Below are 13,988 nucleotides of genomic sequence, written 5' to 3' on the forward strand. Positions count from 1 at the left end.
CCTCAATGACCACCATCGCCTTCATCGGCCTGGGCAACATGGGCAACCCCATGGCAGCCAACCTCGTCAAGGCCGGGCATGCCGTCCATGGCTTCGACCTGATGCCCGAGCATCTCGAAACGGCGAAAAGCAACGGCGTCGTGGTGATGGCCAACGCGGTGGCGGCCGTGAAGGACGCCGATGTCGTGATCACCATGCTGCCGGCCGGCAAGCATGTGCTGTCGGTCTACGAGGATATCGCGCCCAAGGTGAAGAAAGGCGCCCTTCTCATTGATTCTTCGACGATCGATGTCGAATCCGCCCGCAAGGCGCACGCCATCGCCGGCAGGCACGGCCTGCTCTCCGTCGACGCCCCGGTGTCCGGCGGAACGGGCGGCGCGGCCGCCGGCACGCTGACCTTCATGGCGGGCGGCGCCAAGGCCGCCTTCGATGTGGCCGAGCCGGTGTTGAAGCCGATGGCCGGCCGCATAGTCCATTGCGGCGAGGCCGGTGCCGGCCAGGCCGCCAAGATCTGCAACAACATGATCCTCGGCATCTCGATGATCGGCGTCGCCGAAGCCTTCGTTCTCGCCGAAAGGCTCGGGCTTTCGCATCAGGCGCTGTTCGACGTGGCCTCGACCTCGTCAGGCCAGTGCTGGTCGCTGACCTCCTACTGCCCGGTCCCGGGCCCGGTGCCGAACTCGCCGGCCAATCGCGACTACCAGCCGGGCTTTGCCGCGGCCCTGATGCTGAAGGACCTGAAGCTGTCGCAGGAAGCCGCCCAGCAGGCGGGCGCCGCCACGCCGCTCGGCGCCGAAGCGACGCAGCTCTATTCGCTGTTTGCCGGCCAGGGCCATGGCGGCACCGACTTCTCGGGCATCATCAAATTCCTGCGCGGCGAAGCCGGCTGACGACGCGCGCGGCCCGGCAAGACATTCGTGCCTATCTGGAATCCTTCCGGCAGTCGATTTCGCTGCCGGAAGCCGGCAGCAAGTCGAAAAAGCTCAAAATTTAGAATTGATTAAGCTCTCGATAACCACGCGGTAACGATGTCCGGTTAAAAAGGTTTGCAAGGCGGTCATCGCAGCCGTCGCGCTCCGGATCAGGTCTCGCGTACCGGAGCCGTAACCTTCGCCGGTCAAGCGTAGCGAGGGGCCATGCGTTCAAGTGGCAAAGCCGCGTTCCCGTTCGGGACGCGGTTTTTGCGTTCCCCCCGCTTCAGCCGCTCCTGTCGGTCGATTTCGTCGACAGCCGCCGAAAGTTCGCCTTCACCCGCTTGCTGGCCGGACGCAGCGCGGCTGCAACCGAGCGCTGCGCGGCGACGCCGGTGAGTACCGAAGGCGCCTTGCCCGCAAGCACCTCGGGCCAGAACTGCATGGCCGAGTTGAAGTAGGAGATCTGCGCCGCAACGACGCCCTCCGCCATCGCGGCGGTCTTCTCGGTGACTGCGGTCAGGCTTTCGCCGTTGAGCATCCTGCCGGACCTCGCCTCGGTCGCCATCATCGGCAGCCGCATGGCCGCGACCATGGGCGCTAGCATCAGGCTGCCGGCAATGGCCGTCGACTGGCGCGAAGCCCGCGCAAACCGCTTGCTGCCCATGCGAACCTCTCCGACTGCATGCCGTTCCTGTTCAGTCTGCAACGAACGGCAGGTCTATTGTGCAGTGCACAATAGACCTGCCGTTGATCGCGAACAAGCGTAAAGCGGCTAGCCCCTGGGTTCGAACTGGACATCGACCGGCGGGCGCAAGGCGTTCGCCAGCCGGTTGGTCTCGTTGGCCATGCCAACGACCGCCAGCAGTTCCATCAGCTGCGTCTCGCTGAGGCCCTTGGCGCGTGCCGAAGCGGTGTGCGAATAGGTGCAATATTCGCAGCCATTGGTCGCCGAAACGGCGATGTAGATCATTTCCTTGACGAGCGGGTCGAGCGTGCCGGGCGCCATCACCTCGCGCAGCGTCTCCCAGGTTCGCTTCAGCAGCGCCGGATCATGCGCCAGCACCTTCCAGAAGTTGTTGATCCAGTCGACCTTCCTGGTAGCCATGATGTCGTCATAGACGGCGCGGACTGCGTCGCTTGCCTGCTCGTACTCGATCAATGGCACGATCGGTTTGCCGCTCATCTTTTCCTCCCTGGATAGAGAAGGGCCGGACAGGTTGCCCTGCCCGGCCCCGATGTCAGGCCTTCCTCAGGTCGCGCTCGGCGAGATCGAGCGCCTTGAGTATCCGGTCGCCGGCCATGTCGATGGTGGCGCGGGTCCAGATCAGCGGCGGCGACAGGATCATCGAATCGCCGGTAGCGCGCAGCATCATGCCGTTGGCAATGGCATGGTCACGCACCGCGACCGCTGCGCTGCCGACCGGCGAAAACCGCTCCTTGGTCGCCTTGTCCTTGACGATTTCGATGGCTCCCATCAGGCCGACGGAGCGCACCTCGCCCACCAGACCATGACCGGCGATGCGTTCCTTGAGCATCCGCGCGAAATATGGACCGGTGTCCTTCTTGACCCGCTCGACAAGGCCTTCGCGCTCGATGATCTCGAGGTTCTTGAGCGCCACCGCGCAGGCCACGGGATGCCCCGAATAGGTGTAGCCGTGATAGAACTCGCCGCCCTTCTCCACCAGCGTCGATGCGATGCGATCGCCGACCAGCAGCGCCGAAAGCGGCTGGTAGCCGGAGGTCAGGGCTTTTGCAGTGGTGATCGTGTCGGGCTCGATTCCGAAGGTCTGGGCCGCGAACCACTCGCCGGTGCGCCCGTAGCCGGTGATGACCTCGTCCAGCATGAGAAGCACGTCGTGCTTGCGGCAGATGCGCTGCACTTCCGGCCAGTAGCTTGCCGGCGGAATCTTCACGCCGCCCGCGCCCATGACCGGCTCGCCGATAAAGGCGGCGACGTTGTCGGCACCTGCCTCGACAATGGCGTCCTCGACGGCCTTGGCGGCGCGCAGGCCGAAATCGTCATCGCTCTCGCCCGGCAAAGCGAGCTCGTAGGCATAGGGCATCATCACATGGACGATGTTGGGCACCGCGCCGCCGAGCTGGCTGTGCATGCCTTCCATGCCGCCGAGCGACGTGCCGGCGACCGTAGAGCCGTGATAGGCCATCTTGCGCGAGATGATGCGGTTCTTGTTCGGCTTGCCCTGAAGCGCCCAGTAATGGCGCACGAGCCTGAGGGCGGTGTCGTTGGCTTCCGAACCCGACGAACCGTAGAACACCTGGCTGATGTTCTTCGGCGCGAGCTCGGCCAGCTTCTTGGAAAGCAGCACCGGCGTCGGCGTCGTGCACTTGAAGAAGGAGTTGTAGTACGGCAGCTCCTTCATCTGGGCATAGGCCGCCTCGGCCAGCTCGTTGCGGCCGTAGCCGATGTTCACGCACCACAGGCCGGCCATGCCGTCGAGGATTTCCGCCCCTTCCGAATCGTAGATGAACGGTCCTTCGGCGCGGGTGATCATGCGCGACCCGATTTCGCGCAGTTCCTTGTGGTCGGTGAAGGGGTGGAGGTGATGCGCGGCGTCGATCTGCTGAAGCTGCTTCAGCGAATAATTCTGATAGGTCATTGGGTTGTGCCTTCTTCTTGAATCAATCCGGCAACTGCCGGTGCGGATTCAAGCAAGGCGTGGCGGCGAATAGCCGATGCGCGCGCAGAGCCGCAGAAGCTCGGCGTGCCGGGTACGCGGCGACGGCTTCGATGCAGCCTGCGCAGGGGCATGGGCTTGAGGCGCGCTCATGCAGTCAATGTAACCCGCGACCTCGCCCAACGACAAGCACAACCAGCCGTTTCGCCGGAGTACCGGAATACCAGGCCTGTTGGGAACGTTAGCTGCCTGTGGGCCGGCGTCCTGTCGGCCGAGACAGATCCCCAGGGAGTCAATCAGCATGAAAACCGTAGCTTCAGCCCTCGCCCTCCTGTTCCTGAGCACGGCGGCAAGTTTTGCCGCCGAACCGGCCAAGGTCATGGATAGCTCTGCCGGCAAGATCTACACTGACGCCAGCGGCATGACGCTCTACACCTATGACAAGGACAGCGCCGGCAAGTCCGCCTGCAACGGCGACTGCGCCAAGAACTGGCCGCCCTTGATGGCCGCTGCCGACGCCAAGGACGAGGGCGAATGGACGCTCGTCACCCGCGACGACGGCTCCAAGATGTGGGCCTATGAGGGCAAGCCCCTCTACACGTTCGCCCAGGACAAGAAGGCCGGCGACATGACCGGCAACGGCAAGGGTGGTGTCTGGCACGTGGCCAAGGCCGACTGACCTCTCGCCGACCGGCGGCGGTCCGGCGACCGCCGCTGGTCTCATCTGCCTCGCGACAGCGCCGGCTGCGTTCCCGACATTCCGGCATCGTGGCATGTCGCTTCCCTCGCGCTATTGGTCGCCGCTTCCGCAATGAGTGCCGACCGCCCGGTCCAATATGCCCACGACAAATTCGACATGCCGTGAGGATTCCGATGACCGTGGCCCTGACCTCTGCCGAACCGGCTGCCGCCGCAGAACGAGCCCGACGTGGCGGCCGTGCCGGCAAGCGGTCCGGCTCTTCGGCTTTCGAGCAGCCACCTTTCCGACAGCTGAAGATCCCCTTTTCCCCGACGAAACTGGTCTCCGACGACGAGCTGGAATCGATCCATCTCGCCTCGCTGCGCGTGCTCAAGGAGATCGGCGTCGAGGTTCTCCACGACGAGGCGCGCGCCACGATGAAGCGCCATGGCGCCGATGTGGCCGAAGGCTCTCATCGCGTCCGCTTCGACCCCGACATGATCATGGAATACATGGCATCCTGCCCCTCGGAGGTGACGCTTCACGCCCGCAACCCGGCGCACAACGTCCGCTTCGGCGGCGACAACGTCATCTTCGCGCAGATGGCCTCGGCGCCGAATTGTTCGGATACCGATCGCGGCCGCCGCGCCGGCAACCACCAGGACTTCCGCAATTTGGTCAAGCTCGGGCAGATGCACAACATCCTGCATGTCACGGGCGGTTATCCGGTCGAGCCGGTGGACATCCACCCGTCCGTCCGCCACCTCGACTGCCTGCGCGACTTCGCGCTGCTGACCGACAAGGTGTTCCACTGCTACTCGCTGGGCAAGGAACGCAACGTCGACGGCATGGAGATCGCCCGCATCGCCCGCGGCGTCTCGATGGAGCAGTTCGTTGAGGAGCCGTCGGTCCTGACCATCATCAACACCAACTCGCCGCTCAAGCTCGACGTTCCCATGATGGAAGGCATCGTGCAGATGTCGTCGCACGGGCAATTGGTGGTCGTGACGCCATTCACGCTTTCCGGCGCCATGGCTCCCGTGACGATCGCCGGCGCGCTGGTGCAGCAGAACGCCGAGGCGCTCGCCGCCCTCGCCTTCTCGCAGATGGTGCGAAAGGGTGCGCCGGTGGGTTATGGCGGGTTCACCTCGAACGTCGACATGAAGTCGGGTGCGCCCGCCTTCGGTACGCCTGAATACATGAAGGCGCAGCTGGTCGGCGGTCAGCTCGCGCGCCGCTACAACATTCCCTACCGCACCTCCAATGTCTGCGCGGCGAACACCGTGGATGCGCAGGCTGCCTATGAGAGCGTGTTCTCGCTGTGGGGCTGCGTCCAGGGCGGCGGCAACTTCGTCAAGCACGCCGCCGGCTGGCTCGAGGGCGGGCTGACCTGCTCCTACGAAAAGACCATCCTCGACATCGACCTCCTGCAGATGGTGGCGGAGTTCCTGACGCCGCTCGATCTCTCCGAGGACGCGCTCGCCATCGATGCCATCCGCGACGTCGGTCCCGGCGGCCACTTCTTCGGCACCGCCCACACCCAGTCGCGCTACAAGACCGCCTTCTACGCGCCGATCATCTCCGACTGGCGCAATTTCGAGACCTGGGCGGAGGCCGGCTCGCCGACCGCGATCCAGCGCGCCAACCGCATCTGGAAGGAGCGCCTCGCCGCCTACGAGGAGCCGTGGATCGACCCGGCGATCCGCGAGGAGCTCAACGCCTTCGTCGACAAGCGCAAGGCCGAAGGCGGCGCACCGACGGATTTTTGACCAGAGGGGCCTCCAAGGCTCTTCCACGCTGAATCGAATACTTCAAACTTGGATATAACCTCATGAAATCCCATGTGAAAGCGGTTGTCATCGGCGGCGGCGTGGTGGGCTGCTCGGTGCTCTATCACCTCGCTCGCGCCGGCTGGACCGACGTCATGCTGATCGAGCGCTCGGAGCTGACCTCCGGCTCGTCCTGGCACGCCGCCGGCGGCTTCCACACCCTCAACGGCGACCCCAACGTCGCCAAGCTGCAAGCCTACACGGTGCAGCTCTACAAGGAGCTGGAGGAGATTTCGGGCCAGTCCTGCTCGCTGCATCTCACCGGCGGCGTCATGCTCGCCGACAGCCCCGAGCGCATGGATTTCCTGCGCCTGGCGCATGCCAAGGGCCGCTATCTCGGCATGGACACCGAGCTGATCACGCCGTCCGAAGCCAAGAAGATGTTCCCGCTGATGGACGAGAAGCACTTCGTCGGCGCCATGTGGGACCCGGTCGAGGGCCATCTCGACCCCTCCGGAACCACGCACGCCTATGCCAAGGCGGCGAAGAAGCTCGGCGCCGAAATCGTGCTGCGCAATCCGGTCAAGGAGCTGACGCAGGATCCAGACGGCACCTGGAACGTCGTGACCGAACAGGGCACCGTCAGGGCCGAGCACGTCGTCAACTGCGGCGGCCTGTGGGCGCGCGAGGTCGGCCGCATGGTCGGCGTCGAGCTGCCGGTGCTGGCCATGGAGCACATGTACCTGCTCACCGAGCCGATGCCCGAGGTCGAGGCCTTCAACAAGGAAACCGGCCGCGAGATGATCGGCGTGCTCGACTTCAAGGGCGAGATCTACACGCGCCAGGAGCGCAACGGCATCCTGCTCGGCACCTATGAGAAGGCTTGCAAGCCCTGGTCGCCGGTCAACACGCCGTGGGATTTCGGCCACGAGTTGCTGGCGCCCGACCTCGACCGCATCGCACCCTCGCTCGAAATCGGCTTCCAGCATTTCCCCGGCATTGCGAACGCCGGCATCAAGCAGGTCATCAACGGCCCCTTCACCTTCGCTCCCGACGGCAACCCGCTGGTCGGCCCGGTCCAGGGCCTGACCAATTTCTGGTGCGCCTGCGCGGTCATGGCCGGCTTCAGCCAGGGCGGCGGCGTCGGCCTCGCGCTGTCCAACTGGATGGTCCATGGCGACCCGGGTTTCGACGTCTGGGGCATGGATGTCGCCCGCTTCGGCGAATGGGCGAGCCTGCGCTACACCAACGCCAAGGTGCGCGAGAACTATTCGCGCCGCTTCTCGATCCGCTTCCCCAATGAAGAGCTCCCGGCCGCCAGGCCGGCACAAACGACTCCGCTCTACGACACGATGGTCGCCAACAACGCCGTCATGGGCGACAGCTGGGGCTTGGAGACGCCGCTGTGGTTCGCGCCTGAGGGCACCGAGCCCAGGGACATCGTTTCGTTCCACCGCTCCAACGACTTCGAGCATATCGGCAACGAGGTCCGCGCCACCCGCGAGCGTGTCGGCGTCACCGAGATCGCCAACTTCGCCAAATACGAGGTGTCGGGTCCCGCCGCGGAGGACTTCCTCAACCGGCTGATGACCAACCGCATGCCGAAGAAGGGCCGCATCGTGCTGACGCCGATGCTGAACGAGTTCGGCCGGCTGATCGGCGACTTCACCATCGCCAAGACCGGCGACGACAAGTTCATGATCTGGGGCTCGTCGGCGGCGCAGAAATACCACATGCGCTGGTTCGAAAAGCACTTGCCCAAGGACGGTTCGGTGCGCATCCACCGCTTCGACCAGACGCTCGTCGGCCTGTCCATCGCCGGCCCGAAGTCGCAGGCGCTGCTCGCCAAGCTCGTCGACGTCGACGTGTCGAGCAAGGCCTTCCGCTTCATGGACTTCCGCGAGATGGCCGTCGGCGGCGCGCCCTGCAGGGTCAACCGCATCACCTACACCGGCGACCTCGGCTACGAGATCTGGATGGCGCCCGCCTATCAGCGGCTGGTCTACAAGGCGATCAGGGAGGCCGGCGAGGAGTTCGGCATCGTCGATTTCGGCATGCGCGCCCTGCTCTCGATGCGCCTGGAAAAGAACTTCCCGACCTGGTTCCGCGAGCTTCGCCCGATCTACGGTCCTTTCGAGGGTTCGATGGAACGCTTCATCAAGCTCGAGAAGAACGACTTCATCGGCCGCGAGGCAGCCGCCAAGGAACATGCCGAGGGACCGAAGCTGCGCCGCGTCTCCTTCTATGTCGACGCTCTCGACGCCGACGTGATGGGCGACGAGCCGATCTGGGCCAGGATCGGCGACAAGGACTTCGGTACGGTCGAGAAGCCGCATGGCTATGGCGCGCCGCGTTTCGACGAGACCGGCAAGGAAGTGCGCGGTTCAGACGCCGCCACCGGCGCCTCCGCCGTGCGCGGCATCGTCGACGGCGAATGGCGCGTGGTCGGCTGGGTGACCTCGGGCGGCTATGCCCACTATGTCCAGAAGTCGATGGCGCAGGGCTATGTGCCGGCAGCGCTCGCCGAAAACGAGGCGGAGGGCCTGTTCGAGATCGAAATCCTTGGCAAGCGCCGCCCGGCGCGCATCAATGTCGAGCCGCCCTTCGACCCGAGCGGCGACAAGATGCGGGGGTAAGGCTTTGCGGGGCACGAGGGAAAGCTGATGCTCTATGTTGCCCCCCTCTGTCCTGCCGGACATCTCCCCCTCAAGGGGGGAGATTGGCTGTCACATTCGTCTCTTCCAATCTCGACAGTTCCAAAGAATGCGCAGAGGTCCCAACTGCTGATCTCCCCCCTTGCGGGGGAGATGTCCGGCAGGACAGAGGGGGGCGCGAAGAAACGCAAACCTCTGCAATCTTCGGGTGCCCGCTGATGGACAACCCGTCAAAAGGCAACTTCGGCCGCCACCGCAAGATCATGCCGTTCGAACCCGGTTCGACGGAAGCACTGCGCGAGCAGGCCCGCGCAAAGGCAGCAGACCTCAACAGCCATGTTCTCGGCTATGGCGCGGTCGCCGAGGCCGAATGGGCGGCGGCCGGCATTGCCGCGCCCGATCTTGGCGCCATGCGGCGCTATCGCCTCGACCGCATCCGCTCTGAACTCCGGCGGCGCGGCTGTGCCGGCGCCCTGCTCTACGACCCCGTCAACATCCGCTACGCCACCGACTCGACCAACATGCAGCTGTGGGTGGCGCACAACCCGACCCGCCACTGCTTCGTCGCCACCGACGGGCCGGTGGTGCTGTTCGACTACTTCTCCTGCGAGCACCTGTCGGACCATTCGGGCGTCGTCGACGAGGTTCGGCCGGCGGTGTCGTGGATGTATCTCTACAGCGGCGAGCTGACCGCTATGAAGGTGGAGCGCTGGGCTCGGGGCATCGCCGACGTCGTCCGCGAGCATGGCGGCAGCAACGGCTGCATCGCCGTCGACCATCTGGATCACGAGGGCGTCGCGGCACTTGCCCGGCTCGGCATCTCGGTCGGCAATGGCGAGGCGGTGATGGAGAACGCCCGCCTGATCAAGTCGCCGGACGAGATCCTCTGCATGCGCCGCGCCGTCGTCGCCTGCGAGGCAGCCATGGCCGAGATGGAGGCAGCGCTCCGTCCCGGCATCTCCGAGAACGAACTCTGGGCCGAACTGCACCGCGGCAACATTGCCCGCGGCGGCGAATGGATCGAAACCCGGCTGCTGTCGTCGGGCCCGCGCACCAATCCGTGGTTCCAGGAGTGCTCGTCGCGCATTGTTCAAGTGGGCGACCTCGTCGCCTTCGACACCGATCTCATCGGCCCCTACGGCTTCTGCGCCGACCTGTCGCGCACATGGCTATGCGGTGATGGCGCCCCCACCGGCGAACAGCGCGACCTCTACAGAATTGCCGCCGACCAGATCGCCCACAATGTCGCATTGCTCCGGCCCGGCATCGGGTTTCGTGAACTGGTCGAGCGCTCGGCGGTGCCGCCGCCCGACTGCTTCCCGGCGCGCTATGGCGTGCTCTATCACGGTGTCGGCCTGGCAGACGAATACCCGACCCTGCCCCACGCTTCCGACTGGACAGCCGACACGCCCGACGGCGTGCTGGAACCGGGCATGGTTGTCTGCGTCGAAAGCTATATCGGCCGCCTCGGCGGGCATGAAGGTGTCAAGATCGAAGAACAGGTGCTCGTCACTGAGGCCGGTCATGAGCAGCTCTCCGCCTACCCGCTCGATGCGCGCTTGCTGGGCGGGTGAGTACGCCAGAGCGCGGCTGGTTGTTTTGGCGACCGAACACGTCTATGTGTCGAACTGCTAGAAGCCAGACCGAATACATTTTATTGCTTGGCGAGGGGCCAGCACTCTTAGACTTCGCGCCGTGGCGAGAAGTTACGTAGGTGACTTCGCGTCACGATTGAGAAGCATGGTCTTCCATGATACTTGGCGCGCATGCAGAGCAGACTGGCATCTATCCCTTCTTTTCGATTTCACGCGGCGCAGGCCGACTGGCTTGCCGAAGGCAAGATCGGCCGGTTCGACGCAATCATCGTGGTGCTGGCCGTCTATGCCGGCCTTCAGGTGGTGGCGATGACCCTGCTGTCCCAAGTCGTGGGCACCGGGGTTGGCGTCGATGACGCCGAACAACTGATGTACATGACCGAATTGCAGGCTGGCTACGGCGGCTCGCAACCGCCCCTGTACACTTGGCTCGGCTGGCTGGTGGCGCAACTGTTTGGCCCGAGCGTACTCACGCTCAAGCTCGTCAAATACTCGATGATGTTCGTGGCGACGTCGGCGATCCTGCTCGCCGTGCTGAAGTTCGGTTATTCCCGCCGTGCTGCGGTGACTGCCTTGTTCGGCGTGCTGCTCTTTCCGCAGATATTCTGGGAAATGCAGCATACGCTGTCGCATTCGGTAGCCGTCTTTGCCCTGGGCTCGCTGATGCTTTTGGTACTGGCCTGGCTGTTGCAGCGGCAATCCACCTTGGTCTATGCGGTGTTCGGACTTGCGATGGGCGCCGCCATTCTGGCTAAGTACAACGACCTGATACTGCTCGGTGCCATCGTGGTTGCAGTGCTGTCGCTGAGCGAAACCCGGGCGATAATCCTGGACCGCCGCTTTCTCGTCAGCATCGGCGTCGCCATGCTCGTCTGTGCGCCGACGCTCTACTGGAATGCGACCCATCCCGGTGAACTGGTCGCCCGTGGCTACAAATTCGGATTGGCTTCAGATCAGGGCCAGTTGGCTGCGGCCTGGCTCGGGATTCGAGGATTCACCCGGGCAGCGTTCAACTTTGCCGTGCTGCCCGTTGCCGTTTTCGCGGCCGCACTCCTCGCGGCGCGTGCCCGGCCTTTTACCGCTGACCAGCGCCTTCCCGTCTTGGAGAAATTGATGTGGCGAACGATCCTTGCGGGCCTCGCCATAGGACTGTTCCTGGCTCTCGCCAGCGGAGCCACCACGTTTCGGGACCGCTGGATGCTGCCTCTGCTGTTGTTCCTGCCCGTGGCGCTGGCCATGCGGCTGGACAGCCTGGGCAAGAAAGGCAGGACGGCGCAGACCATCGTCATCAGCGTGGCCGCCACCTTGGCGATCCTCGTGCTGCCATTTACCTGGTACATGCATCTTTATGGCGGCGACGGCAGGGGCAGCATCGCCCGCATCGACTATGGTACCCTCTATCGCGGCATGGTCGCCGAAGAGCCGGTTTGAACCGTAGTGTCCAATTGGCACTGGATCGGCAACCTCAAGCTGGTCGATCCGGCCCTCACGATACTGTCGTCGGAAGTGCCGGATTTCACCAAGCAGCTTCAGGAGCCGGCCGTCATCGCCCTCCTCGACGGCCAGCAACCGAGCGAGGAACTGCTCGGTCTCGTCGCCAAGGCTGGCTATGTGCCTGGCATTCCCATGGTACGCCTCGATGTTCCCATGCTGTTCAGCCGGAAGGAAACTGACCGTCAAGTCAGGATCATACGGCTGGTAAAGACCCCAGCCTCGGCGCCGCAGGCAAAATGATCTGGACGCCCGGAACCCTCAATTGCGTGAGGAGCTCAGGCCATTCCGGCAATGACGTCGATGAGTTTCTCCGGGCCGGGTGTACTGGCCGCCGTGATGAACGGCAGGCCCTTGCGCTTGCCTGTCCAGCCGACGACGACAAGCCCCTTGGCCGCTGGCTCGAAACGTTGCGCCAGCGTCCAGCTCCGGCAATCGACGGTTGCCACGTCGGCCCTGCCTTCGACGATATAGGCGAGCGATGAGCGATGGCCGCCGCTCTCCACCTGCTCGGAGAAGATATCGAGACTTTCGCCCAGAGCCGCGAGGTCGCGGGAAATGCCGTCATAGCCAGACATTGAATCCCGGCTATTGAAAGCGAAGCGCTTGCCGCGGATGAGCTCCAGCGGGATCTGCGCCGCATTGTCCGCCGTCGCGGCGACTGGCGAGGCCACAGCGCCCGCTCGCATGACGATCGCACTGGAATAGAGATCGCCGCGCCCGCCCTCGATGCCGTCGTAGCTCGGCTGGCCGATGACCCGAACTTCCGCAGCAAGCCCGGTCTTCTCCATGGGTCCCCAGCAGGTCTGGCCGACCAAGAGCTGCGGATGCCGGAACATCGTCGCCAAATCGAAATCTTCCGGTGGCAATGTCGCCGGGTCGGGAGCGATCACCTCGCCGGCACGGTTGCGGATCCCCCCTGGAACGGCCGGCATGTCGCGGTTGCAGCGGGCAAGGCGCTCTGGCGCGTCGTATCCCGCTGCCCGCAGCCGGTCGCGCAGGGTTGCCCACTGGGCATCGACATCCGCCCGTATTTCGGGCCAGTCATACATGGGTAGTGCGGCTATGAAGGCGCTCATCGCATTATTTCAAGCTGGATTTCATCTGCTGGCAAGCGAAAGAGGCTTCATTCTTTCGGTGGTTCTGCGGGTACGGGCGCCGTACCCAGCCCATTGACGTTGCGCGCCCTGATGCGCGGCGCAAACGCCCTGCCCGCCTCCGGCGTGCGGCGCAGCACTGGATGGCACACCGGCTCCTTAGCGCGGAACGCATAGGCGCGGATCAGCGACAGGTAGTTCGGATAGGCATAGCCCTTGTTCATCCTGAGCCACTCGTCGCGACGTGCGCGAAACAGCGCCGGCAGCTTGTACCAGGCGACGGTGGGGCTCTTGTGGTGGACGAAATGCAGGTTGTTGTTGAGGAACAGGATGGACAGCGGCGAGCGTTCGACGATGATCGTGCGCCCTTCCGGATGCTCGGACCATTGGTGTTCCGCAAAAGTGCGGACGGAGATCACCGAATGTCCGAGCCAGACGGGAACCAGCACATAGAGCCAGATCGGTATGCCGAAGCCGAACTGGATGACCGGAAGGACCACCGCGAGTCCCGCCCCGTGCAGAAGCCAGGCCTTGCGGATCGCCTTGTCGCCGGCAGCGATCGACTTCGCATCATCGATGAAGAAGCCGATGCAAGACAGAAGCGGCCCGAGCACGAAGCGCCCTGCCATGGTATTGTTGACCTTGAGCACGAACTTCATCGCCCCCGGCAGCTGCTCGTGCTGCCACAGCGCCCGATAGTAGCTCTCGGGATCATCGAACGGGTCGGTCAGCTTCTCGTCGGCATGGTGGCGCAGATGAATGGTCTTGAAGCGCCGGTACGGCCAGAGGAGACCGATCGGAAGCGACACCAGCGCTTCGTTGACCAGCGCATTGCGGGTCGGATGGCCGTGCAGCACTTCGTGCACCAGTGACGATTGAAGCGCCACCATCAGAGACAGGACAATCAGGGCCACGATGGGAAAGGTCGGCCACAGCAGCCCGCCGGCGACGAGCCAGAGCGCATAACAGGCAGCGATGAGAAATACTGTCGGCCACTCCACCGCCGTGGTCGTGCTGCGCCTTTTTCTGCTCTTTGCCATGCTGATGCCTGCTGTCCCCTCATGCTGGAACCTGATGGTTCCTGACATAATGTTGTCAGTAATCATGCAGGGCTTCAACGCGACAATGCGTACATAATGTTTACATTGCGCTT

At 64.2% G+C, this 13,988-nt stretch carries 12 protein-coding genes; 7 read left to right on the plus strand and 5 right to left on the minus strand.

Going from position 1 to position 13,988, the window contains the following annotated elements:
• Positions 1-5: 5 nt before the first annotated feature.
• A complete protein-coding gene (gene mmsB, locus J2X50_RS01500; RefSeq protein WP_429090855.1) occupies positions 6-890 on the plus strand; it encodes a 3-hydroxyisobutyrate dehydrogenase in 885 nt (294 codons plus the stop codon).
• A 307-nt stretch (positions 891-1,197) separates the two neighbouring features.
• Here the strand turns inward: mmsB and J2X50_RS01505 are convergent, their stop codons facing one another.
• The 3 genes from J2X50_RS01505 to J2X50_RS01515 form a co-directional block, all read right to left on the minus strand.
• Positions 1,198-1,578 (minus strand): hypothetical protein, encoded by a 381-nt coding sequence (locus J2X50_RS01505; protein ID WP_429090857.1) that lies wholly within the window; start codon positions 1,576-1,578, stop codon positions 1,198-1,200.
• Between the two features lie 108 nt (positions 1,579-1,686).
• Positions 1,687-2,097 (minus strand): carboxymuconolactone decarboxylase family protein, encoded by a 411-nt coding sequence (locus J2X50_RS01510; protein WP_429090859.1) that lies wholly within the window; start codon positions 2,095-2,097, stop codon positions 1,687-1,689.
• A gap of 55 nt (positions 2,098-2,152) precedes the next feature.
• Entirely contained in the window at positions 2,153-3,532 is a 1,380-nt protein-coding gene (locus J2X50_RS01515) for an aspartate aminotransferase family protein (protein WP_429090861.1), read from the minus strand.
• Between the two features lie 319 nt (positions 3,533-3,851).
• On the opposite strand from J2X50_RS01515, the gene J2X50_RS01520 reads away from it, so the two are divergent.
• The 6 genes from J2X50_RS01520 (at position 3,852) to J2X50_RS01545 (ending at position 11,981) form a co-directional block, all read left to right on the plus strand.
• Entirely contained in the window at positions 3,852-4,229 is a 378-nt protein-coding gene (locus tag J2X50_RS01520) for a COG4315 family predicted lipoprotein (RefSeq protein WP_429090863.1), read from the plus strand.
• A 194-nt stretch (positions 4,230-4,423) separates the two neighbouring features.
• Positions 4,424-5,998 carry a trimethylamine methyltransferase family protein gene (locus tag J2X50_RS01525; protein WP_347965200.1) on the plus strand — a complete coding sequence of 525 codons (1,575 nt, stop codon included), beginning with the start codon at positions 4,424-4,426 and terminating at the stop codon, positions 5,996-5,998.
• 62 nt (positions 5,999-6,060) lie between these two features.
• Positions 6,061-8,634, plus strand: coding sequence for a GcvT family protein (locus J2X50_RS01530; RefSeq protein WP_429090864.1), 2,574 nt, complete (start codon positions 6,061-6,063; stop codon positions 8,632-8,634).
• 236 nt (positions 8,635-8,870) lie between these two features.
• A complete protein-coding gene (locus tag J2X50_RS01535; protein WP_429090866.1) occupies positions 8,871-10,226 on the plus strand; it encodes a M24 family metallopeptidase in 1,356 nt (451 codons plus the stop codon).
• 192 nt (positions 10,227-10,418) lie between these two features.
• Positions 10,419-11,678 carry a glycosyltransferase family 39 protein gene (locus tag J2X50_RS01540; protein WP_429090868.1) on the plus strand — a complete coding sequence of 420 codons (1,260 nt, stop codon included), beginning with the start codon at positions 10,419-10,421 and terminating at the stop codon, positions 11,676-11,678.
• Positions 11,679-11,684: 6 nt separating this feature from the next.
• Positions 11,685-11,981 carry a hypothetical protein gene (locus tag J2X50_RS01545; RefSeq protein ID WP_429090869.1) on the plus strand — a complete coding sequence of 99 codons (297 nt, stop codon included), beginning with the start codon at positions 11,685-11,687 and terminating at the stop codon, positions 11,979-11,981.
• 35 nt (positions 11,982-12,016) lie between these two features.
• Here the strand turns inward: J2X50_RS01545 and J2X50_RS01550 are convergent, their stop codons facing one another.
• Positions 12,017-12,817 carry a phosphate/phosphite/phosphonate ABC transporter substrate-binding protein gene (locus J2X50_RS01550; protein ID WP_429090871.1) on the minus strand — a complete coding sequence of 267 codons (801 nt, stop codon included), beginning with the start codon at positions 12,815-12,817 and terminating at the stop codon, positions 12,017-12,019.
• A 47-nt stretch (positions 12,818-12,864) separates the two neighbouring features.
• Positions 12,865-13,875 carry a fatty acid desaturase gene (locus tag J2X50_RS01555; RefSeq protein ID WP_429090873.1) on the minus strand — a complete coding sequence of 337 codons (1,011 nt, stop codon included), beginning with the start codon at positions 13,873-13,875 and terminating at the stop codon, positions 12,865-12,867.
• Positions 13,876-13,988: the final 113 nt, after the last annotated feature.

The organism is Aminobacter sp. BE322 (genome assembly GCF_050433525.1).
Classification (GTDB): Bacteria; Pseudomonadota; Alphaproteobacteria; order Rhizobiales; family Rhizobiaceae; genus Aminobacter.